The following is a 24,292-nucleotide window of genomic DNA, read 5'->3' on the forward strand; positions in this document are numbered from 1 at the left end:
ACTATACGTTCAATATACAAAATAATCGAAAAAAAGAACAGCAAAATGCCTATTTACAAAACCGTACGTTCAGTATATTATTTAGCTATTATTTATTGAACTGTACGTACATTATTTAATTTCAATGGAATGCGAGGAGGAATTATCATGAAAGCAAATGAAACAGCTAAAGAAAACCGGCTTTCAAATGGATTGATGTTTCTGTTGGCAGCTGCTTGCGGTCTTATCGTGGCCAATCTTTATTACTCCCAGACTCTTGTCGGTCCGATTCGGATTGCTACTGGGCTCTCTTCCGCAGCAGCGGGGTTAATCGTTACACTGACTCAAATCGGGTATGTACTCGGTCTCTTGTTCATCGTTCCGCTAAGCGACCTCTTGGAAAATCGGCGTCTCGCCGTCCTATCCCTTCTTGTCGCAGCTAGCGCTCTGGTTGCCGCTGCATTCGCATCGAACGCTCCGATGTTCCTAACGGCCTCCCTGTTTATCGGACTCGGCTCCGTTGTCGCTCAAATACTCGTCCCCTATGCGACCTACTTGTCTTCAGAGGAGCAGCGCGGCCGCGTAGTAGGTAACGTGATGAGTGGACTTCTGCTCGGTATTATGTTCGCCCGTCCGGTTGCAAGCTTTATCGCCAGCTTGTGGAATTGGCAAGCCGTGTTTGCCCTCTCAGCTATCGTCATCACGCTGCTCGCCATCATCTTGTGGCGCGTGCTTCCTCGTCGCAGACCGCTCCGGGTGATGAACTATGGCCAGTTAATCGTATCCTTAGGGGTTCTCTTCAAGCAGACACCGATTCTGCGCCGCAGAGCCTTCTACCAAGCCTGCTTGTTTGGGGCCTTCAGCCTCTTCTGGACGACGGTTCCCCTTCGCTTGGCAGATGATTTTGGCTTGTCTCAGCAAGGGATTGCCCTCTTTGCACTTGTCGGCGTAGGTGGCGCAATCGCCGCACCGATTGCCGGGAGATTGGCGGATAAAGGCTGGACCCGCTTCATGACCGGCCTTGCCATGATCATTGCCGCCCTCTCGTTCCTGCTGATCTTGCTGGTTCACAGCCATTCCACGTTTGCGCTAGTCCTGCTCTTTGTGTCCGCGATTACGCTGGATATGTCCGTATCGGGAAATCTGGTCTTGGGACAGCGCGCTATCTATTCGCTCGGAAGCGAAGCGAGAGGCCGCTTGAACGGACTCTTCATGTCGATCTTCTTCATTGGCGGCGCCATTGGCTCCTCTTTGGGTGGATGGTCTTATGCCCATGGGGGTTGGAGCTTAACAGCTCTCATCGGTTTCCTGCTCCCCCTTATCGCTTTCCTCTATTTCTTAACGGAAAGAAAACAAACGAAGAGCGCATAAGCCGCTCTTCGTGATCGCTTTATTACCGCTCAAGCGTTAGCTCACAATTCCCTGTCCTTGATGGATTTTCAAATCTCTCATCACCCAAAAAAACCATAAAAAAGCAAAGCTGCCCGAACAGCAGCTTTGCTTTTTAATTCATATTCGAAATTATTTTTTACTGGCGAGGAATTCATCCAATTGTTTTTGCTTTTCAGCGATGACCTTATCGAGACCTGCCGATTTTTGAGCGGCGATGAACTTCGGCAGCTCTTGCTCCGGATCAACGGATCCCGTTTCAAGTACCCTCTGATACTCTCTGATGACGTTGGCAAGAGCCCCAACCTCCGACTTGACCGGTTCGCTGTTAAAGGTGAAGCCCAGTGCCGGTGAAGATTTGGCACCTTCATTGAACTTTTTGAACTGCTCCCACTTGTCCGCAGCTTCCGTATTCCATACGTAGTTAATGAACTGATTTCCCAGCTCCCAAGCTACTCCCGGTGCGTACTGCCCAGACTTATCCGTCGGAGTCATAACGTTGCCATTCAGCGTAAAGTGTGTGCCTTCAATCCCGAAATTCAACAAGTTGACGATCTCTTTATCCGTATGCAGCAGGTTGATTAACATCATCGCTCGTTCGGGATTTTCGGAGGTCGAAGAGATCGCGAGCATCGCGCCGGTCGTTTCCGACGTCGCTACCGTTTTACCCGTCATCGTAATCTGAGCAAGCTTGCCCTCAAGACCTGTCGCTGTAGCCAGCTCATCGGCTTTACCGGGCTTCAATGGCTCGACAGTGGAGAATACATTGCCGGTCTTATAGGCGTCGAGGGTAGACGTTTGGGAGGTAGCGGCATCTTTGTTGATATAGCCCTTCTTGAAGTAGTCATGGGTGACTTTCAGAGCGTTCAGGTATTGGGGGAATTCTTCCGCCGGTTTGACCTTCGCATCGGTGCTGTTCTTGTCAATGGCGCCGGGAATCGTCGTATCGCCGAGATAATCCAGCTCGACGAAGGAGTGGGCGGCGAATGTTGCGCTCGTTGTGTACAACGGGTACATGGTCGGCTTCTTCTCCTTGACCACCTTATAAACCGCGTCGAGATCCTCGATCGTTTTGACCTTGCTCATGTCGATGCCGAGTTCATCGGCGATGTCTTTGCGGTACACAATGCCGCCGGAAGACGCCAACTCTTTATTTGTTGGGACCGCGTAGTTTTTACCGTTGATTTTTGAACCATTCAGGAAAGCCGGGTCCAAGGTGTCTTTGATTCCTTGGCCATACTTATCGAGCAAGGGACCGAGATCGATATAAGCACCTTTGGTTACGTTCTTCGCATAGCCGTTCCATGAAGCCGTAAACATGACGTCAACAGGGTCGCGAGAAGCGATCATGAGGTTGATCTTATCGTCCCATGCCCCCCAGTCGACAGCAATGATATCGATCGTTGCGTTGATTTTTTCCTGAAGAATCTTGTTCAGAGCTTCTTCGACCACCGCTTCATCCGCTTGCGGTGCGCCTTCATAAACCAGTTTAAGCTTGTAGGGCTTCAGATTCGAGGCATCGGGTGCTTCTGCGTTCTTTGAACTGCCTTTAGGGCTGCCGCAAGCCGAAATAGCTAGAGTCAAGGCAAGCAATAGCATAAAAAGCATCGACACTTTTCGTTTCGAGTGTTTCATCTTCGATTAATCCCCCCATATAGGAAATGGTATATGCTTAACCGTACATCGGTTATAGCCATTGCGAGCGGGTGAACGTTGCCGATGATGTGGAAAAAGTAGGATTGGCATTGGCTTGCAGAATTCATCCCTTGACGGAGCCGACAGTCAAGCCCTTGATAAAGTACTTCTGGAAAAACGGATAAGCGAAGACGATGGGTCCGACGCCTATGATCACTACCGCCATCCGAACGGTCTCACTCGGGAAGTTAATCATTCCGCCGGCTCGGATAATCTCGGACATCGCATTCGGATTGGTCGAGAGGTACTGGATATTTACCATCATCTTGTACAAAAAGTACTGTACGGATATGTTGTGGTTATCCGTGATAAACACCAGGCTCAGAAACCAGTCGTTCCAATACGTCAGCGTTTGGAACAGCGCGACCGTCGCCATAACTGGCAGCGACAACGGCAGCACAATTCGGAGAAATATCCTCAGTTCCCCTGCCCCATCGATTTTTGCCGACTCCAGTACCGCGCCGGGCACGGTCTCCTTGAAAAATGTGCGCATGATCAGCACCCAGAATGCCGACATAATGAGCGGCATAATCAGTGCCCACAGCGTATTTCTCAGTCCTAGCATCTGGACATAGACCAAATACCAAGGAACCAGTCCGCCTGAAAGCAGCATGGTAAAGAACGCGAAGAAGGTAAAGAACTTGGCCTGCGGGAAATGACTTCTCGAAATCGGGTACGCATACAGAGAAATCACCATTACACTCAGAACCGTACCGATCAATGTGACGCTAATCGATATCCCGTAGGAATGAACAATCTGGCTGAGATCCTTAATCAGAAATTTATAAGCCGCCAGATTGAAATTTTCCGGGAGAAACCGATAGCCGTGCGTCATGACGGACTGCTCATCGGAGAACGATACCGAAACAATAAGGAGCAGCGGAAGAACACAAAGAGCCGAATAGATCGCGAAGAAGATGTTGATAAAAGCGGATGCCCACCCCGGCAGCTGATTATTCGGATTGGGACCGGACAAAGCTTTGCTCGTAGTATTAGCCATTGGGGATCCTCTCCTAGAACAGTGCGTTCTCGCGATTAAAGCGGCGAACGACCCAATTCGATATAAAGACCAACGCGAAACCGACAATCGATTGGAACAGACCTGCCGCCGATGAAAGGCCAATATCGCCAACGGTCAGGAATGTGCGATATACATAGGTGTCGATTACATTTGTTACCGAGAATAACGCCCCCGATTCGCGCGGTACCTGGAAGAAAAGGCCGAAGTCCGCATTGAAGATCCGACCGATCTGCAGCAAAGTCATAATCGTGATGATTGGCATGATCAACGGAATCGTGATCCTTTTCATTTGCTGCCACCTGCTTGCCCCATCGATCGTAGCCGCTTCGTAATAATCGTCATCGATTCCGATGATGGCCGCCAAATACACGACCATGTAATACCCCATATTTTTCCATGTATTAATTAACGGCAAGACAAACGGCCACACTTCCTTCGTGAAGTACCAACGTACCGGCTCCAGGCCCAGCGCCGGCAACAGAGTGCTGTTCAAGTATCCGCGTTCGTCGCTCATGAACCCATACACCAGATACGAGATTACAATCATGGACAGGAAATACGGCAGGAATATGAGCGTCTGATGCAGCTTCGACAGAAACCGGTTCTTCATCTCGTTAAGCATCAACGCGAACGCCAGCGGAAACACCAGGTTCAAAACAATGAATAGCGAGTTGTATAGCAGGGTGTTGCGAATGATGATGTACGAATCCTTCGAGGCAAACAGGTATTCGAAATTCTTCATGCCCACCCAAGGACTTCCTAGAATTCCGTCCTGATAGTTAATCGATTTAAAGGCAATAACGATGCCGAACATCGGGATGTAATTATTGATCACGAATAGAATGATCCCCGGCAGCAGCATCAGATAAAACATCCAGTAAGTGCGGAGATTCTTCACGATAGGGTTCTTTCGCGCTGAGGGCTGATTCGCAGCAAGTGATGTGGCTTTCATTCGTTTCTCACTTTCTTCTTCGGTTTATTTGTGAAAAGGGTCTCTGTCACGGTTGTTGTTGCACTCCTTCCGCAGAATAAGTTGGAAACTTTCGCTGCTCTAGCCATTCTTCTTCGCTAATTAATCGGTTGATTGCAGTTGCAATCGCTTACAAAGATAATTTACCTCCACCCTTTTCCTCATCATATAGAACAATTTCATTCTTATAGAAGAGAACAAGCGCGTACTCTTAGGAGGGCAGCAATACAAAACCCCCATTCCGCTGTTCTAGCGAAAATGGGGGTTTCATGATTCCCGCTCTAGCAGCGGGATATGGCGGTTGGGGTTCCCTACAACCGAATTCAAGCTCATTTCTTCTAGATGACCGTAGCGACATTAGGGTCGGTTATTCTTGTACCAGTCATTCACTTCCCTTGTGATTTCATCGCCGCCATTCTTGTAAAATTGGGCTACGAACTCATCGAAATAAGAGAGTGGCTTCTCTCCATAAATGATGCTCAAGTAGCTCTCCGTCGCCAGTTTCTGCAGGAACGCTCTGTGCTTCTCCATGCCTTCCGTCAGCGGTCCGTAATACCGGTTCGGGATTTCTAGCGGTTGCTCCGATATCGCGAGACCAGCCGCCTTAAGTTGTGACGAATTCAATCCCTTGATGCTCTGTTCGATCGGAGTCGTCACTTCAACATTTGAATTTTCCACGATTTTTTTAATCGCCTCTGTGTTCATATACGGCAGCACCGGTGCGCTGCCAGTCAGCGGATACAGCATCCATCGTACGTCGATGGACGAACCATCCGCAAGCGGCCATTGGTCACTCGGCACGCCTTCGGATTCGTAATTGACGGTGATCACCTTGCCGTCTTTGATTACGTAATCGTAGCCTTCATGAAACCCCTTTTCGAAGCGAGGATCGAAGTACGGATCCTCCGGTCCGAGATTCTTGGCAAGCAGCTTGTTGTAATAGGCAAACCAGGCTTCAATATTATTGAAGTCATTGCTAAACACCGTGTATATGCCGTACAAAGGCTTTTGTGCCTTGCCCTTTAGCCCGTCCGGTCCTGCGGGAAGCGGATAGGCCTGCCAGTTCGCCTTCGGATCGACCTTCGCGGTGTCGCCGAGCGGCCAGCCTCCCATCCAATAGGGGCCGAACATGACGCCGGCTCTGCCTTCGGTCGCCAGTCCGGCTGCCTTGCTCGGGTCCATCATACCGGCATCCTTGTCCATGTAGCCCTTGGCCATCCAGGACGCCATCGTCTCCAGATATTTTTTGGCGTCCGGATGAACAGCGCCATATACGAGGTTCCCATTCTCATCCTCATTCCAGAACAGCTTGATGTCGAAGGTGCTTAGCATTTGTTTGGAAAAAGCGCCAGCGATTACATCGGTCTGCCCCATCCAGCTCCACGGGCCTTCCTTCAGCGAGGCCGCCAAACCGACTTCATCGTCTATGCCATTTCCATTGGGGTCCTGCTCGGAGAACGCCTTCAGCACATTTTCAAGCTCGATAATCGTTGAAGGTGGGGATAACGACAGCTTCTCTAGCCAATCCTTGCGGATCCACATGACGGTTCCCTCATCTCCTGAGTAGAAATGGGGCAGTCCATAAATCTTACCGTCTTTGGTCACCTCCGTCATGGTATACGCATACTTCTCAATCGCTTCCTTTAGCTTTGGATGAGCATACTTCTCGATCGCATCGTTCAGTGGAAGCAATTTGTCAGCTTTGAGCAAATCGTTCAGGATTTGACCATCTGCGAGAAACGTATCCGGCAGCTTGCCATTCACCGCCAGCGCCAGCCGAATTTTTGTATTCGCGTCCTCGATGTTACTGACAATCCAGTCAAACTTCGTGATGATCCCCAGGTTTTCTTCCATCCAGCGAGTGTGAACATTGTTCGTAAGGCTTTCCCCCGGCTTGAACGCATTCGGCCGGTTTTCGTCCACGATGGAGGTCGTAATCGTGATCGGCGGATTGTATTTAAAGTCCCACAACGGCTTAGCTTCGCCAGCCGCTGAAAGGGCTCCTGTCATCTTCCCGTTTTTTTCGAAAGACGTCTTTGGATCGTCCTTCTCTTCATTGCCGCTGCCACTGCTGGTTGAACAAGCAGCCAGCATCAGAACCGCCAAAAGAATGAGAGTTCCGCTTCTTCGTCTCTTCACCAGCCCGCTCTCCCCCTTATATGAACAGCCGACTTCTGTTACGCATCGCATTTCAATCCGATCACTCCGTTCGGTTTGAACCCCTCACTCCGTTCCGGAACGGTATCGATCTCTGAATTCCTGCGGTGTCACCTGGTAATATTCACGGAATTTGCGGATGAACCAGTTGGTATTGGGATAACCAACGCCTATTCCGATTTGGTATATTTTGTCGTTGGTTTGCTTAAGAAGCTCACAGGCCTTGAGCATACGCTGCTCGTAAATGAACTGCGAAACTGTAGAACCCGTGCATTGCTTGAAAAGTCTGGACAAATGATTCGGGTGTACGAAGACGTGTCGAGCCAACAGCGTAAGCGACAAGTCCTTGTCTAGCTCCTTTCGGATGAAAGACTGCGTCTTTCGGACGATAATCTGGTTGTGGTCCTCGGATTCCTCGCCCAGCTTATCGCGAAGCGTGCGCAACGAGTCCAGTGCCCAGACCTCCAGCTGCGCTGCATGCAGCATCGCTTTCCCTTTTATAAAAGCGGTTTGTTGGGGAGTGAGCATCTGCGTAAGCGTCCTGCCTCTGCGGTTCGCGATATACTGGAACGCATTCGATAAGAAAAAAAAGACATCGCGCATCAGATCCGGTGAATCCGTGTGCAGGAGCGAAGATACGAACGCGCGGATTTTCGCCTCCGCTTCCTCCCATTTTTCCGTCTCCAAAAGATGCGTCAAGAGAGGCGGCTCGTAGAGCTTGCGCATGATGCGCGACTCTTCCTCGTTCAGCTTCGGCAGCTGAACAGGCCAACGGCCGCTCCTGTCCAGCCGAGATTTAGCCGACATGTAACCGGCGTGTAACCCGTCCGGGAAAAGACAGTGTTCCGTCTCTTCTACGAATATTTCGCCCTTCAGTAAGGTCTGTACTTCTCGGCGCAGCTGATCGATCCGCACATGCACCCATCCTGAATCCGGCGGAGCGCCTGACAGGTCATACACCAGAACCAGCAGATTTCCTTCGTCGTCTGCCGCCGACCAGCAATCATAACGCTCCATCAGCAGCTCCTCTAGCATATTCGTTACCGCAAATCGGATCAGGGACTGCGAATGGAGATCCTGTCCGGCGAAAGGAGGACCCAACCGGATGAGGCACAATGCGACGTGACTCTGAATGGATAACGGAAGGTCATACAGCTTCAACTTCTCGACAAGCACATCACCGTACAGCTTGCCGCTCAACGCCTTGAGCATCAAGCTTGCCCTCAGCTCTGCGCTGTTGTCCCGGTAAATACGAAAGCCCTGTTCGATCGCCCGCTCCTGCTCGAGCTTCTTGACGATCCGGCTCATCGCCTCCAGCAGCTCCTCGTCCTTGGCCGGTTTCATTAGATAATCGAGCGCTTGGAGCTCAATCGCTTTGCGTGCATAATCGAAATCGGCGTACCCCGTGAGCAGAAGACATTTCAAATGGGGCATGCGTCCCCTGGCTTGCTCGATCAGCTCCAGGCCGTTCATACGCGGCATCCGAATATCCGTCATGAGGATATCGACGGGACGCGCGTCCATTAAGGCCAGTGCCTCGATCGCACTGTACGCCTTCCAAACCTGAGAGATGCCGAGCTTCGCCCATGGAATCGTATCCGCCAGACTGTCTGCATAGTGCTTCTCATCATCGACGACGAGCAGGCTCTTCATGGCTATTCCCCCTTACCCTTGTCTTTAACGTTCTCCAATCTCCAGACCAGCCTTACAGCTAACCCGCCCAGTCTGGATGGACTCACTTCGATTTTGGCGTCAGCGCCGTAATAGCCTTGCAGTCGCTGATACACGTTCCATAGACCGCAGCCGGCATAATCGCCAGCCGGAATACGGAGGTTCATGAGCAGTTGGTCGAGCTGCTCCTTGTCCATCCCCTTACCGTTATCCTCCACTACCAGGTTCACAAGGCCATCCTTGACAGAAGCCTTGATTTCCACCTGGCCCGGGTAATCGACGTTCTCAAGTCCGTGCACAAGCGCGTTCTCCACGATCGGCTGGATAAGGAGTCGGGGAATGCGCTGCTCCGCCAGCGTATCCGGCAGCTCGATGCTGTAGGTCAGCGTCTCATTGCGAAGCCGGAGAATCTCCAGGTGAATGCGAACGAAGGCAAGCTCTTCCGAGATTCGAACTCCTTGATTGTCCATTCGCGTTGTATAGCGATAATAGTCAGCCAGGTGATGCGCCATGTCGATGACGGCTCGATCTTTTCCCATCTTGGTCATATTGATGATGAATCCGAGACTATTGTAGAGAAAATGCGGGTGGATCTGCGCCTGAAGCTGCTTCAGCGTTGCATCACGCGCATGGATACGCGATTGCAGGACATTCTCGATCAGATCTTGGATCTGTTCCGCCATCTCGTTGAAGTTCTCCATCAGAAATGCGAACTCATTGTTCGACTTCGTTGGCAGCCGGTAAGCGTAATCCCCTCGTTTGATTCGCTGCACACCGCGGATAAGATGGAAGATCGGCCTCTGGACGTTCCAGTACAAAACAGATGCGGCAGCAATACCGGTTATGAGCAGAATGATCGAGGATGCGCTGAACAACACCCGCTGCTGAACGATCGGTCCGATAATCTGGTCAAGGGGCACAAAATCGATCAGATGCCAGTCCAGGAGGTTCGAATAATAATAAGTAATGAGATAACGCTTGCCATCGAATGTATGGATCAAAAACCCAGACGTCTGGCCATTGACCTTGTCCCCCAGCTCTGCGACAATATCGTCTAACTTCAAGCTTTCGGCAGACCGGCTCGTGATGTACTCGTATCCAGCCTTGTAGAAGAACGGATTATCAGAGTGGCCCGATTTGTAGGTGTCAAGCAGATTCTCGAAGCTCCACTTGTACAGGTTAATGCGCACAGCCAGGTTTAGATCATCCGGATTAGCCGATTTGTGACCGGTCGTGATATAGGTCCGTGTAAACCCAGATCCTATACTCAAATCTTCACTATAGCTCCACCCGAGCGAGAAGCGGTTCACAAGCTCTTCATGATCATATTCATAGGAAGGAGAAGTAGAAATGGCTTCGCCTCGTTGAGGAAAATAGACGGTTACATCGTTTCGCCAATTACCCGATACGCTTGCCAACGACAACTTTTCCTGGATTAGCAGTCGGGTTTTCATCTGGGAATAATCGCTCATCTTGAAGTTGTACAGGTATTCAAGCACGTTTGAATCGATGAGCATGGGGGCGGAAATCAGCTCGAATTTTTCGATGCTGGCATCCAATTGCGCCATGAATAGCTCCATCCGGTTCAGGCTCGACTTGATGAGCTCCTCTTGGATGATCGTGATGCTTTTGTTCATGGAATAATAGTACAGCGCTTGGACCGGTATCAACAGAATCAGCAGCAGCACAACCATTTTTTGAAAAATGTTGAGTTTGATCCGCATATCGGTTCCATCCTTATTTTGGCATTCTCACTGTTTCCGCTATTTTAAAATAATATGTAATCGTTTACAATACAATTTGGTTTGGAATTCTATTTTCGCATGATAATTCTACATCTTCCAACTCTGTTGGATTTCAAAATCGTCAGCTTTTGATAAATAAGTTTAAGACTGATCCATTTCTGTCAATTATTTTTTACATCTCAGATAATACCCAAAGCCCATATTTTCGGATTCATTATCAACTCTGGTTGTTCTTTCTATTTCAAAATAATTTTGAAGCATACTCTCAAATTCTTCAGGTAATAAATTGAATTTGTCAGGTCGTCCAAGATATTCTTCTATTAACATCATAATTCTACCAGTCGGGCTTTTAATGTTTGGAATATCAAGTACAAGTTTTCCGTTAGGTTTTAGTATCCGATGAGCTTCCATGATTGCTTTTTCAACAAAACCTTTTTCAAAATATTCAAGTACCCCGATACATGCCCCAATGTCAAAATAGTTGTCCTCGTAGGGTGTTTCATGTATGCTTCCATGATATAAATCGCCTATGACTAAACTCTTTTTATCGACAAATTCATTAAGCACTTGAATAGTTTCTTTGCTTATATCAACACCATAATATGTTGAAGGCCATTCGTCATATCCCTTAAACATGAAGTTTAAACAACAACCAAGGTCAATAAAATTCATATTTGTACGGGGTAATAGATAATCCTTAATACTACTACATTCACTACCTCCCGACCCCGTTTCTAATTCCGCTTTATATAAAGAATAGTCAGGGTCATTTGTAATAGAATCAGGTAAATTATCGTAACCTGGGGCATCCTTTTTTCCATATTCAATAAAATGTCTGTCGTATGATTTAGCAACCAATTCCAGTTGATTTTCCATTTGGCTATGCTCCTTTCAAAATATAATCTGTCGTTCACTATAGTCACCAATTACGAAACACATTACTGCAAAATCCTTTTTTGACCAGAATAGAACGAGTTGATCTCCGTGGTTATCTACTGTCTTTGTTCAACCGTCCGTTTAATCACAGCCTCGAACTCTTTCGAGTTGATCAGCTTCCTTCGTGACCTCCTTGTTATATCTTACCTTTAGTTAAATATACCATACTACGTTATCATGCCCGTTAGCTTAATGAAGCGTCGTCTGTGTAACGGTTCACAAGCATTTGGGGGTTGCACGGGGAGACCAAACAGGAGCACAATGGATAGCGTGAAACGTTACCTTAATCGTTTGGAAGTGATTGAAATGTGGATTCTCTATGCTTTCGGTTCAGCCTTGTTTGCAGGTCTAACCTCGATCCTGGCAAAGGTGGGGATTAAAGATACCGACTCTAATCTGGCTACGGCACTGCGAACCATCGTCGTACTGCTGTTTTCCTGGCTCATGGTTGCGGTTGTCGGCTCGCAATCCTCTATCCAAGCCCTATCGGGACGCACCCTTCTCTTCTTGGTATTATCCGGCTTTGCGACAGGGGCATCGTGGCTATGCTATTTCAGAGCCCTGCAGCTCGGCAACGTGAACCAGGTGACCCCCATTGACAAAAGCAGCACGATTCTGACCATGCTCCTCGCGTTTTTATTCCTGAAGGAGATCCCTACTCCATTCATGTGGGCCGGGATTGTCGTCTTGGCGATCGGTACCTACCTGATGATTCAGAAAAAAGAAACAGAGCCGTCGAACGCCAACGGAAAGTCCTGGCTGTTCTATGCTCTCTTGTCCGCCGTCTTTGCCGCTCTCACCTCCATCCTCGGCAAGATCGGAATCCAAGACGTCGAATCGAATTTAGGGACAGCCATCCGGACGGTCGTTGTCCTGGCGATGGCTTGGGGAATTGTTTTCTTCCAGAAAAAGCAGGGGCTTGTAAAAGCCATCGACCGGAAAAGCTGGCTCTTCATCGGCTTATCCGGATTAGCAACCGGTCTATCCTGGCTTTGTTATTACCGTGCGCTGCAGATAGGCAAGGCCAGCTTGGTCGTACCGATCGATAAGCTGAGCATTGTCGTTACTGTTCTGTTCTCCTATGTCTTTCTGAAAGAAAAACTTTCGGGCAAGGCGACAGTAGGCCTGCTTCTCGTCGTTTCCGGAACCTTGCTGCTGCTGCTCTAGAAGGAGGCTTATCTGCTAAGGGCGAAATCGGGGAGAACAGGTTTTCGCCGCCGATCCTATGCATTCTACACGTTCAATTCGGACACTTCCTTCGTATGCTCCTTTTCTTTCTCCTCAGAGCTATGCAGCGGTGTCGAGACTTGTATCGATATTATCGATTAATAGTATCGATACGATTCATTATACAGATGAAAATGAAGTTTGCTATTATAGATGAGACTTGTAAGGTGTTGTTTTAAGTCGAGAGGATGAGACATACGGAGATCAGGCAGATTAAAACATTTATTAGCATTGCGGGATTAAACAGCTTCACACAAGCAGCCAAAGAACTTGGATATGCGCAATCGTCAATAACCAAGCAAATTCAATTGTTAGAAAAAGAACTAGGCGTGCTGCTCTTCGAACGGCTTGGCAAAACGATCTCCCTTACTTCCGCAGGGAATGATTTTCTCGTCTATTCCAGACAAATGCTGAATCTATGGGAAGAAGCCAAAGGTTCTATTCGCGAAGCAGACAAGCCAACGGGAAGACTAATCATCGGTGCAGAGGAATCCATCTGCGGGTATAAGCTTCCTGAACTATTGAAGGAATACAACAGGCGTTATCCGGACGTGGAACTTATCCTAAAAATCGCATCCGGGTCTACTATCGAGCCTCTGCTCAGGGAAAATAATATGGATGTAGCCATTATTTCAGACACGAAACGATCATCACACGACCTTGTCGTCGAAATGGCGCAGGATGAACCTTTTGCTCTGTTAACCTCCCCCAGTCATTTATTGGCACATAAAAATGAAATCACCCTTGAAGATTTGTCTGTCTATCCATTACTAATGCCTGGTCAAGGATGCAGCTGGCAGGAGTTATTTCGAAAAGAGCTCGAAGAATCCAATGTAACGTTTAAGTTCATGGCTTTTGAAGGCAGCAATCACACCCTAAAGCAATTAGCTGTAAATGGACTTGGTATAGCCCTACTACCTTTATATACGGTTACTCAAGAGCTCGAAGAAAAGAAATTGGTCATGATTCCTTATCGGGACAAGCACTTCAAGCTAATCACCCAAGTCGTTTATCACAAGGACAAATGGAAATCCTCGGCGATTAATGCCTTTTTGGCATTATACAAAGAGTGGAATTTTTAACTTATCCATTATGTTCTTTCAACATGATTGTTAGGAGTCTGATGAATGGAAACGGTAATTTTTTATTTTTCAGGGACTGGCAATAGCCTCACGGTTGCACGTGACATAGCTAATAAGCTTGGACATACAAGGATCATATCCATAGCGGAAGCGATTCAGGAAAACCACATTGAATTGCATGAGGAACGCATTGGATTCGTTTTTCCGGTTCACGATCTTCGTGTCCCTTCGATTGTGAAGAGATTTATAAGGAAGTTGAAGTTCAATACGTCACATTACATTTTCAGTGTAGCTACATTTGGTGGGTTATATGGAATAGCTTTTTACGAATTGGATCAATACGTCAAGGAAAGCGGCGGACGCCTGCATGCGGGTTTCCCTGTCATCATGCCGGGCAATTCAATTCATCTCTACAATGCCTACCCTCCTGTGATTCAGAACCTGTTTTTCAAATGGGCAAAGAAAAAGGCGGGAAGCATTTCAGAAATGGTTAGGGAGAAACGTTCCCACCGAATCCCCAAGGGGAGTCTTTTACTTCGGCATTATTTAGGCTCTGATCCTAAACCAATTGAGGATTCGAGCAAGATGGCTGAGAAATTTCATGCGAATGAAACCTGTATCGGGTGCAAAACCTGCGAAAGGATTTGTCCGGTAAGCAATATCAAGATGGTGGATAAGAAGCCGATTTGGGGTATTGCTTGTGAGCAGTGTGTAGCCTGTATTCAGTGGTGCCCTGTAAAAGCAATCGAATATTCGACTAAAACAGCAACAAGAAAGCAATACAGACATCCTGAAGTGAAACTATCGGATATGTTACCATGAACGCGTTCTTCATCTCATGGGTATCTATCCAATCTGGCACTCAACCTCCTCCAATCATCTTCCCCCATAGGGAACTGCACCTTCCGCCAGCTCCACCAATGACACTCGGGATAGAGGCTTACTGCTTGAGATCGAGAAAGAGTACCCGTCCTTCGCCCAGATTACAAGGGAATAAAGACCGTTGCTTCCTTTTATCGTCCACTCTCCATACTCGTTGGAAACCGTCTCGATTTGAGTGTAGGTGTTGTAATCACCGCTCACATCGTTCTTTCCCGGTGCCATCCGCATGGTTAGTTGTTCCGTTCCGTTCGAGTAGTTCAGTTGGGCGATTTCTCCGAACCATACAGAACCGCTTTCCCATTTGTACCCATCGGGCAACGTTTCAAGGTCGTATAACGGAAACGCAAGGTGCTGAGACAAGTCAGATAGGTTTTGATACTGGGCGATAGGTAAAGGAATCTGTACGGGAGGGGCAGGTGACTTTGAAGTCATAAGAGAAGGCAATGCCACGACCAAACCAATCGCGAGAGCGAAGCAAGCGGCAAATGAGAGAACGGCCTTTCGAGAGATGCGTAAAGCAATCTTTCTCCTCTCGGATCGAGGCCGCTCTGCTTGTGTTAACCGCGCCAGGATACGCTGTTCCATTTCGGGGGTTACCGAAATCAATTCTTGCACTTGTTGATATTTATTCCTCAAAGTCATACACCTCCTTCAACTGATCCTTCAAAACCATCCGGCCCCGGCGCAGCAAGGAACGGACCGTCGATTCCTGCTTGTTGAGCAGATTGGCAATCTGCGCCGTGGTCATGTCTTCCTGATAATACAGGTGAATGACTTCTCGATACTTAACCGGGAGCAAACTCACAGCCTCCCACACATATGAGAGATCCTCCCTTAGCTCACAAGTGATCGCGAGGCGGGAATAGCGAAGCGAGCATAAAGCGCCATCGTGATAAGATGAAATGAAAAGCGACCTTTACCCCGTTTATGTATGGGAAAGGCAGCCGCAGCAGGACAATGTTATTCGTAAGAGGCTCCCCCTTTTATTCTCTGGAAATGATCAAGAGGCGGCCCGGATATGAAGCACGATCCGGCCACCACGACTGCTCGTACATCAGCCTTAGTGAACGCTCTTGATAATCGTCTGAACTTTCTCAACGGAAAGGGCGTTATCTGCCATCACACAATAGGTGAAGCCACCCGCTTCCCAAGAGGCAACGGAAACAAGTCCTTTATCCCCTTTAAGGGTAACCTTGCTCTCCCCGATGGTAACCGTGTTGGTGTTCTCATAGACGTTATAATCGCCGCTAATGTTGCCCGTTCCCTGAGATACACGATAGTGGACAGTGTTCTCTCCGTCCCTATAGATGATCTGTGCCATTTCGGTGCCGCTCATAACAGAAATTTCAGCCTGCTTGTAGGAATCGGGAAGTTCAGAAGGAACCGCGAAAGTCACGCCCATCGCCTTTCTTGCCGCTTCTACCGTGTCATAGGTTACAAAAGGGTCCGGGATCTGTATATTCTTAGATTCTTTGTTGATGATGATTTTCCCATCCTTTACAACAACGGCATCCGAATGGTTTCCCAGCACAATGCTGAACAACTTAACAGGGACATAGACAGACCCGCCGATTCGGACAGGGGCTGCACCGAGAGGGCCGGGAGCTGTCATGCCGAGGGAGTTCGTACTATAGGCAATATACTGGTCGAGCCCGATCACAACATCCGTTTCTCTCTCCATTTTCTGCATGTATGGTTTGCTCTTTCTCGTTCCATGTAATGGTAAAGCCAAGGGCTTCAAATACAGCCCGAGCCGGCACCATCGTAACTCCTTTAATCACCTTCGGCTCCAGCTTGATCTCTTTTTGCGTGATCGTGACTTGGTTATCTTGATGAGGGGCGATCAGCATCGTATCCGATGGTTCAGCTGCAAGTGCAGACATCGGCAATGCAAGGGTAAGTGCGCAGGCCATCATCGTAGTCGAGAGTTTTTTCATCGTTTCGTTCTCCTTTCATCTTCAACCGTTTAATCGGTTCTACACTCTAAACACAATTGACGTCCGAAAATTGTTGCATGAGTTCCATTATTCTTAAAAAGGCTCGAACAAGAAGGGAACAAAAAAAGGCTCGCATAATTGCTTGATAAGCAATTTGCGAACCATAGTTGTAAGGTTGGTGCGGTCGAGAGGACTTGAACCTCCACGGCTGTTTCACCACTAGAACCCATTATATGTACCCCTCAAGCCCGCCGATGTACGTGTTTTACAGTATTATTTATTTCATTTCGTCCTTTAATGAGGGATTGGTACAACAGTGTTTTATCTTGAATACGATTGTTTGGTCGCGTTAGAGTAAGCTATACAACCGTTCTGAACGGAGTTCTGCCATTGTCTCCTGTTCCAATGAAGGCGTTGCCTCTCATTCAGTATGAGACATGCCCGTTGGGGCTTGACAAAAGGTTGCGCTACTTCAAACAATAACCCTGTAATCTCCAATTGCAACTTGTGAATTTCAGCCTGTGAGTGTTCATTTTCGGCAGGAACCAGATTCTATTCCATATGCATAGCATGTCTCAATCGTTCCCGCTTACCAAGCATTTTCATCATCTCCTTATCAGATTCATATTATCAACATTCCAGTAGCATATAATCACTCCAAATTATTAATCCATCGTACCTATTCCATAGCCAAACTGTGTAAAACGCTAAAAAACCCTTCTCAAGAAGAGTTTTAATTGAATGTATGGTACGAGTGTTCTTAAAGCATTTTCACGAAAAGCCCCGTAATATCATTGGTTTCAGGGCAGTCAGAAAGCTGTATTTACTTAAAAAGATTACTTAACGATTGTATTGGGGGCTATTTCAAATATGGCGTGATCCCGGACAGGACAGTTCCAAAAAAGAGTTTTCTTTGTGCCTGAATGATACAGGATTCTGGAACACCAATACTCTTTAAGACAACTGCAATTATAACTGCTTGAAAAAAGCGATTGACTTTTCCGAAGTCTTGTATTGAAAAAGCTCGCTTTTCTTTAGCTTTACTATAATGTGTATAGTAATTCCGAGTGTCTGAGGCCCTGGTCGCAAGAGTATCAATTTCATCTGGTTCCAACAGAAACACTCCATTTGTATACCCTAAAATATCTACTATACGATGCTTTAGAGCAAGGCTCTTTTCATTCTTAGGGTTTTTCGTGTGATATTCAATAAAAACTTTTCGGGCTTCAATCTCCCGATTCCTGCAAGAATATGTTTCTAATGCCTGCATTAGATTCAAAAACTGATTGCTCCACCGAGAATGGTTGCTGATAACCTCAAAAAATAAGTTATTCAAGGGCTCGTGATTTTCTACGAACGTCGTCCAGGCAGTCCAGATCTTCTGAAAACAATCCTTAATATCTGTGTAAGTTATCGGATATGGAAGTTCCCGATCTCTCTTCACCTTTTTTTGAAAATTTAGATGATAACGGCATTCCGCATTGTATTCATTTGTGAAATTGATGCCATAGCAGTCAAGATTTTCTCCGGAAAAATAGAGCAGAAGATTCCTCAGCGAATAAACTTTTGAACGGGCATCTAATAAAGTAGTTGGATTATGAAAGAGAAATTCTACTGTAATTTGATTGGTCAACTCCAATTTCTTCACCGTCTTATAATTTTGAAGCATGCCAAAATTAAATTTGATTCGACATAGCTTGTCACTTATAGAGACTTCTTCTGGTTTTACTAATTCTACAATAATTGAATTTTGACCATACGTTGGTTTGAAAACACAAGACATAAACCAATTTTCTAGATCTGTGTAATGGGCCTCCATTTTCATGACGTAAAAGTTTTCATTTGAATAATGAGCGCCGATAATAACTTCATTCGGAGAGAACAGCGCAGAACACTTTGTGGAAAGCATACCGCTACTTCTTGTTTTGCAGTACGCTGATAACAAGGTAACCTTTTGGCCATCCACATTACCATTGATCATTTGTGGGGCAATTTCATCTGTATTTCCTATTAAAGTCCACTCAATATAACACTCCAAAGCAATACTTCCGTCTTGATCAACTAATTTTCCGGTAAAGCCCTGTGTTTCTTTACCTACAAGCCAAAAATCACCAAACTTATTTAGAATATTGATAAAGTCCATTTTATTTTTCTCCTTCTCAAGAGACTACCTATTTTATTTCAAATTCAAAATCATAGTTAACAGTAGGTCCAATTCCAGTTCGCTCAACAAACTTTCCACATAAATTTTCATATTCAATCCCAGCTAATCTGACAAATTCTATTGATTGAATATCTGGAACAGATAGTGAAATATTTGCCTGATATGCGCCGGGAGCATAGCCAAGACCTTCATTGCTGAACACTGCAAAAGAGAACTGCCCATCTGAAACATCTGACGTGTCTTGCCCTAATAATCTACTATTTTGCCTTACGGAAAGCATGATATTTGCGGCATTAAATAGATTAGTTGTACCAGAAATTTTGAATCTTTTATCTGCTAAGACAGAAACGTGAACGTTAAAATCAACATGAAGCGCATTAGGGTTTAATGGTATTGTCTGTGTATATTGGTATACATGCTTTGGTCTGTTATAAACATCAATACTTGCGAAATCTTCATCTGATACGCCAATTTGATTTTTCCAAAGGGAGGCCTTCTCGTTGATAGTATCAGCAAATTTCTTTGCTTGTTTTAAACAAGATTCATATTGATATTGACTTGCACGTTCATTCACTTTGTCGTTTTCAAGCCAGAGATGCAGATCATCAATTGCACTAACGGCATGGTCATAATTATACAAAAAATCGTCAAATTCTTTATTTTTTGAGTGCCCGAAATCTTGTAACAGCATATACAATTTAGAAATTTGTCTCTGTTGTTGAATGACTTCGTCAATAAAAGCTTTGATATCACCGGTTTTATAGGATTGTGTCAACAGATTATAAATCGGAGTGAACTCATCCCACACCTTTTGGTGGTATACAAATAAGTTTTTATCGCTGTCAAAGACAAATTCATTATAATAATCAGACAATGTGCTATAAGAGTTACCGCTTTCCCAGTAATAACCCCTTCCGTCAGCTTCTTTTAACGTAAATGGACGGTAACGTTCATCCAATTTAGAGCTAATCCATTGACAGCGCAAAACCCAATTGGAAACAATATAATCTTCGCCAGTTTTGGCGACGTATACCCATACCACATCTTGATTTTCTTTATATACATTCATTACATCAACTGCAACAGTACGAATCTGATCAATACGAAGCTGAGCATTGAGCACGATAATCACAGAAATTCTTCGTACAAATCCATGAGAAAGAATTTTGGTATGAACAATGTTGTATTTACCATCAGGTGAAAAATTCTCTTTTTTATACTTCCTCTTGATGTAATCTGCAACGGAAGGCAGTTCTGGATAGATTGATACGTTATTAATCCCATACCTTTCATCTATTTCATATTTAATTAATCGCTTATATTCATATGGTATGCGGATGGTCATGTTGGGTTTAAGTGTATCTAGTGATTTCAAGTTATTTGTAATAGTTTTATCGACAGTCTCGTTTCCACAAATCAAAAATGCCCCATGTTGATTATATAGCCGAGGATTTAATTCTTTTAGCTCGTCACAATGTTTAATAAATATAGGTTCTTTTATATAAGTTAAGGCAATGTCAATGGTAATAGCATCTCCAAACACATTTTTATATTCAGTCACAACATGGTCTATGTTATGGTCTGGCAAAGTGGCTAAAAGAGATAGTAATCTTGCATGGTTACTGTCAAAGCCGTGCCCAGCATTGAGATATAGATGTACGTTACCATCGGAGGGATCATCAACATTTTCTACAGCAAAATAAAGTGCAATTAATGGATCAACCGTAACATCTACTAATCTTGTTGGGATACCATAATGCTGTAACTTTGATAATTTTTGGAGTGGAAAAAGAAGTGGTGTAAACTCATCGGCTTTCATCTTCACTGATTCGTGAAAGATCAAACTTTCATTGGACAAATAACCTTCATCACGTGCTATGGATGGCGGGATACTGGGATATCTCTCAAGCTGACCTCTATAGAACATTTCTGTATACCCGTTATAGCGTTCGAGTAACTTAAGATAACGATCTATGCTATTAGCTTGCTCCATTGCTACACCCTCTTATTGTCCGTTTCGTACAGCAGCTCTATTGATCTCCACATTCCTCATCTTGCTTGAACATTTTACTTATTGCACCTATGACAATACCGCATATGCGGGAAACATCATCCGGGTTAAGCGGTTCGTTATGTTCAACAAAATAAGGTTTGCCATCAAAGAGAAATGCCGATATGTACGCCTCGTCATACGGCTGGTTTATTCTCTCTTCAGCCCCTGCAAAGTTTTTAAAATCAATCCCTGACCAAGACATTGCCTGCCGATTGCTATTTTTCTCTGTATAATACATAGCTAATCCACCACAACAATATGTCTTTACTACCTTTTCACATGCATAAACCATTAAAACGCTGATAATATCATCTAGGGTCATTAGTGGTAATTGCTGTAACAACTCATCCATTTTTTCTGAATCAATATATTGATGTTTAACAACATTGAATGCAGCTGGCGTTTTTCTTTCTTCGGTAATAAACGAATCATAGTTTGACTGATAAAAAACAGTTGTTTTATACGCATCAATAGTCTCTTGACCAATGTATTCATCCACAAAGTCTTCACTATATGGATCGGTCATTGAATCATAGCAACGGTATAGTATTTCTTCATCCATTAGGAGGACAGGAAAAGGATCAATTGTTAATCGCATTACTGCTACAACACCAATACTCATTCTGAGATAATATTGAAAATTCTTAATGAAATTTTCTTGTGACTTGTTGTTTAGAGGATGGTTTCTGGAAATATAAAAATGACGAAATCCTTGCTTATGTACATATTTATTTAATTCAGAACTTAGCCTTTTCGCCCTTTCAAAGAAGGTAGGCATCTTGTTCATCATGTCTGTGAATACATTTCCCTTGCTTGATAGCTGTTTTATCATTTGCCCTTGCATAGGAAAGTCTTTAGTTTCCTTCCATGCATCTAGAAATATATCTCGATCTTCATCAGGCATATCAGATAAAAAAGCCATGGTGGTTGATATATCAACTGCAGATCGAAGTGAATAGTATGCACTATCAAAATAGCCTTGCTCGAAGAGTTCCATTGCATTTATTAATTGTTGCTCCGCTTCCATAATAAATGTATTTCCGGTACTCCAAGTATCCATTCTACCAGACCAACTTTGCTCGATGTTGATTAAATCCATATAGAATTTTCTTTTGTTTGGCAGAATAACTGGTTGAATATTCTCATTTTTTCGCCACTCAATATACCCATCACTCATCTATATCACCTTCCGAATTTTTGTCAGAAAAGGCCTCAGTTTTTATCATCTTCGATGAAATCATAAATAAGCCGACATAAAAACTGAGAAGCTTTGTAGTAATCTTCGGTTGTTCTATGCATTGTTGGAGGGCGCAACGAAAAACCCAAAAGGCGACATTGATGTAATACTTGGTGCATTTCTATGTGTTATCTCCGATTTCAGGTTTGCTTTTTCAAAGTGTTTTAGGTTTGGCAAATAAATTATACCGTCTTCTATTCGTATATACCTGCAGCCTGGACACAAAAGAAAATATCTACCAAAAATATTATTCGACGGATTTCCTTAAAGACCCTTCCAACTTTCTACTATTATTCGTTAAAGGTTTCTTTATCCCTCCCACTATAAATTAATGTTTTCTTCCATTTGCTCACGTTTTCTTAGATTTACAACATCGACTTTGTAAAGAGATGGAGATATCATGTTGGCATGACATTTTTTTCTGGAGGAGCCGGTTGCGGGAATAGAGCTTGGAACCCTTTTTCCAATCTGTGGATGCTACTTATGGTCGCACCTTGGATATCCACACCATTCCCTCGACGGTTTACCCTCCCATGTCACACGGGGTCTATGCCCTCACATTCCTTCGTTCTACCTCTCAAGGGGTGGACGCCGCTTCTTGCTCCTTTACTGGGTCATTGCCCTTATGGATGATGATCTGCGGCTGCTCCGTGCTTCTATTGTCATTTGTAAAACTCTAAGCGTGGGTTAAGCAAAATGAATATTCCGGTTTGAATTAAGCAGCCATCTGAAGCTGAGACTGGCGTACCGGCCCCAAAACATCTGTTGCGTTGTAACGAATTTGTTTCGTCCCCAATGTGTGCAAGACTCGAATGAGCTTTCCGCATAGGGCTACAATAGATTGTTTCTTCTTCAGTGGATTCTGAGTTCGTTTCGTGTAATAGTGGTGCAGGGCTTTAAACTCCGCGTTTTTCGCCACCATGGGCATCACCGCGCGGAACAACAATGCCCGAAGCCGGGATCGTCCCCGTTTGGTTATGGTGGACTTGCCTTTCTTCTTGCCTGAGCTGTTTTCCCGTAGATTGAAGCCTGCAAGTCGTATGATTTGTTGACTGTGGTCATAGCCCTGCAGATCGCCTACTTCAGCTAGAAATCCAGCTAATGTAACGACTCCGACGCCCGGAACTGTGAGCATTTCTTCCGCACCAGGTATCTGTTCAAGAAGCTGCTCCACCTGCTGCATGACGTCGTCGCTCTGCCGGGCAAACAAGGTATATTGCTCCAGCAGGTCCTTCAATTCGATCTTGGCTGCCGTTAGGCCCTCTCGAAGGCCGATTGAACTCCGAGCGGCTTGAACCAGCTTCTCCGCCCGCTTCATGCCTACCGCCCTTTTAACCTCTTGTTTCCACCGCTTTAGGACCGCAAAGGCGCCGAGCGTGACGATTTCTTGTGGGGTAGGGAATTCAGTAAGCGTGATGAGAGAGGCTTTTCCTTCCCAGTCTGCAAATACCCTATGGTATTCGGGGAAGAACCGGTCCAGCCAATTTTGAATTCTCCTCTGGGTTTGGCCCAGGTTTAACATGACCTTTTCCCGATGGTTCATGAGAATACGTAAATCGGCGTAGATCCTTTTCGGAAGTCTAGGCTCCGAATAATGGCCGTTACGGATGAGATCTGCTATGACCTTGGCATCCTTGTAGTCGTTTTTCGTCGGTGAATTGTCTTGAAGTTCTTTGCTCTTGTTCACGTGGTGAGGATTGACGATAACGAGTTGGATGCCCTCATTCTGTAGAAATTCCGCTAGAGTAAACCAGTAGTGTCCGGTTGGTTCAATGCCGAAGATGACGTCGGTCTTGGCATGCTCCCGTTGTAGTTCCTTCATCCACGATACCAGCTTTTCCAAGCCCAAACGGTCGTTTTGAAACACACATTCCTTGCCCAACTCGATGCCCCGGAAGTCGATCCCCCGTGACACGTGGGTTTCTTTGGCGATGTCTGCTCCGATTACCAGGGTGTTTTCGGTAATTCGAGTAATCCGTTGATTCTGCTTCTTCGATTGCTTATACTTCATGGTAGAGTGCCTCCTGTGCTGAGTTGTTCTTTGGTCGGAACCCAGTATACAGAAGGTGCTCTTTTCATTCAAACCTCAAATTAATTCATTACAGGAATGGCTCCTTTAAGCTATAGTCCAATCAAAGTTTTATAAG

The 24,292-nt window shown here is 45.6% G+C and carries 19 protein-coding genes; 4 read left to right on the top strand and 15 right to left on the bottom strand.

The features are described from left to right. Positions 1–147 precede the first annotated feature (147 nt). Positions 148–1,350: an MFS transporter gene (locus BN2684_RS22320; protein ID WP_058304278.1), complete on the top strand. Its 1,203-nt coding sequence runs from the start codon at positions 148–150 to the stop codon at positions 1,348–1,350. 150 nt (positions 1,351–1,500) lie between these two features. On the opposite strand, the gene BN2684_RS22325 is transcribed toward BN2684_RS22320, so the two are convergent. The 7 genes from BN2684_RS22325 to BN2684_RS22355 all read right to left on the bottom strand — a co-directional run bounded on the left by BN2684_RS22325 (position 1,501) and on the right by BN2684_RS22355 (position 11,503). Next, a complete protein-coding gene (locus tag BN2684_RS22325; RefSeq protein ID WP_058304279.1) occupies positions 1,501–3,003 on the bottom strand; it encodes an ABC transporter substrate-binding protein in 1,503 nt (500 codons plus the stop codon). Between the two features lie 124 nt (positions 3,004–3,127). Beyond that, positions 3,128–4,063 carry a carbohydrate ABC transporter permease gene (locus BN2684_RS22330; protein ID WP_058304280.1) on the bottom strand — a complete coding sequence of 312 codons (936 nt, stop codon included), beginning with the start codon at positions 4,061–4,063 and terminating at the stop codon, positions 3,128–3,130. A 13-nt stretch (positions 4,064–4,076) separates the two neighbouring features. Further along, positions 4,077–5,036: an ABC transporter permease gene (locus BN2684_RS22335; protein ID WP_058304281.1), complete on the bottom strand. Its 960-nt coding sequence runs from the start codon at positions 5,034–5,036 to the stop codon at positions 4,077–4,079. A 375-nt stretch (positions 5,037–5,411) separates the two neighbouring features. Beyond that, positions 5,412–7,193 (bottom strand): type 2 periplasmic-binding domain-containing protein, encoded by a 1,782-nt coding sequence (locus tag BN2684_RS22340; protein ID WP_058304282.1) that lies wholly within the window; start codon positions 7,191–7,193, stop codon positions 5,412–5,414. 84 nt (positions 7,194–7,277) lie between these two features. Further along, complete coding sequence (locus tag BN2684_RS22345) at positions 7,278–8,864, bottom strand: response regulator (protein ID WP_058304283.1); 1,587 nt, start codon at positions 8,862–8,864, stop codon at positions 7,278–7,280. Positions 8,865–8,866: 2 nt separating this feature from the next. After that, a complete protein-coding gene (locus BN2684_RS22350; protein ID WP_058304284.1) occupies positions 8,867–10,606 on the bottom strand; it encodes a sensor histidine kinase in 1,740 nt (579 codons plus the stop codon). A gap of 186 nt (positions 10,607–10,792) precedes the next feature. Beyond that, entirely contained in the window at positions 10,793–11,503 is a 711-nt protein-coding gene (locus BN2684_RS22355; protein ID WP_058304285.1) for a class I SAM-dependent methyltransferase, read from the bottom strand. Between the two features lie 330 nt (positions 11,504–11,833). On the opposite strand from BN2684_RS22355, the gene BN2684_RS22360 reads away from it, so the two are divergent. The 3 genes from BN2684_RS22360 to BN2684_RS22370 all read left to right on the top strand — a co-directional run bounded on the left by BN2684_RS22360 (position 11,834) and on the right by BN2684_RS22370 (position 14,694). Further along, positions 11,834–12,730 carry an EamA family transporter gene (locus tag BN2684_RS22360; RefSeq protein ID WP_234340302.1) on the top strand — a complete coding sequence of 299 codons (897 nt, stop codon included), beginning with the start codon at positions 11,834–11,836 and terminating at the stop codon, positions 12,728–12,730. A 248-nt stretch (positions 12,731–12,978) separates the two neighbouring features. After that, on the top strand, positions 12,979–13,872 hold the full coding sequence (locus BN2684_RS22365; RefSeq protein WP_058304287.1) for a LysR family transcriptional regulator: 894 nt from the start codon (positions 12,979–12,981) through the stop codon (positions 13,870–13,872). Positions 13,873–13,917: 45 nt separating this feature from the next. Next, a complete protein-coding gene (locus tag BN2684_RS22370) occupies positions 13,918–14,694 on the top strand; it encodes an EFR1 family ferrodoxin (protein ID WP_058304288.1) in 777 nt (258 codons plus the stop codon). A gap of 54 nt (positions 14,695–14,748) precedes the next feature. Here BN2684_RS22370 and BN2684_RS22375 read toward each other — a convergent pair whose 3' ends face one another. The 8 genes from BN2684_RS22375 to BN2684_RS22410 form a co-directional block, all read right to left on the bottom strand. Then, positions 14,749–15,390 carry a hypothetical protein gene (locus BN2684_RS22375; RefSeq protein WP_058304289.1) on the bottom strand — a complete coding sequence of 214 codons (642 nt, stop codon included), beginning with the start codon at positions 15,388–15,390 and terminating at the stop codon, positions 14,749–14,751. Continuing rightward, positions 15,380–15,658: an RNA polymerase sigma factor gene (locus BN2684_RS22380; RefSeq protein WP_082652139.1), complete on the bottom strand. Its 279-nt coding sequence runs from the start codon at positions 15,656–15,658 to the stop codon at positions 15,380–15,382. Before BN2684_RS22380 ends, BN2684_RS22375 begins: the two co-directional genes overlap by 11 nt. 156 nt (positions 15,659–15,814) lie before the next feature. Continuing rightward, entirely contained in the window at positions 15,815–16,444 is a 630-nt protein-coding gene (locus tag BN2684_RS22385) for a DUF4367 domain-containing protein (protein WP_108722240.1), read from the bottom strand. After that, on the bottom strand, positions 16,383–16,691 hold the full coding sequence (locus BN2684_RS22390) for a copper amine oxidase N-terminal domain-containing protein (protein WP_058304291.1): 309 nt from the start codon (positions 16,689–16,691) through the stop codon (positions 16,383–16,385). Before BN2684_RS22390 ends, BN2684_RS22385 begins: the two co-directional genes overlap by 62 nt. A gap of 859 nt (positions 16,692–17,550) precedes the next feature. Then, positions 17,551–18,834, bottom strand: coding sequence for an ApeA N-terminal domain 1-containing protein (locus BN2684_RS22395; RefSeq protein ID WP_058304292.1), 1,284 nt, complete (start codon positions 18,832–18,834; stop codon positions 17,551–17,553). 28 nt (positions 18,835–18,862) lie between these two features. Next, positions 18,863–20,848 carry an FRG domain-containing protein gene (locus tag BN2684_RS22400; protein WP_058304293.1) on the bottom strand — a complete coding sequence of 662 codons (1,986 nt, stop codon included), beginning with the start codon at positions 20,846–20,848 and terminating at the stop codon, positions 18,863–18,865. 37 nt (positions 20,849–20,885) lie between these two features. Next, complete coding sequence (locus tag BN2684_RS22405) at positions 20,886–22,085, bottom strand: hypothetical protein (protein WP_058304294.1); 1,200 nt, start codon at positions 22,083–22,085, stop codon at positions 20,886–20,888. 775 nt (positions 22,086–22,860) lie between these two features. After that, positions 22,861–24,156, bottom strand: coding sequence for an IS110 family RNA-guided transposase (locus BN2684_RS22410; RefSeq protein ID WP_058300604.1), 1,296 nt, complete (start codon positions 24,154–24,156; stop codon positions 22,861–22,863). Positions 24,157–24,292: the final 136 nt, after the last annotated feature.

It is taken from the genome of Gorillibacterium timonense (genome assembly GCF_001457415.1).
In the GTDB taxonomy this organism is placed as follows: domain Bacteria; phylum Bacillota; class Bacilli; order Paenibacillales; family NBRC-103111; genus Gorillibacterium; species Gorillibacterium timonense.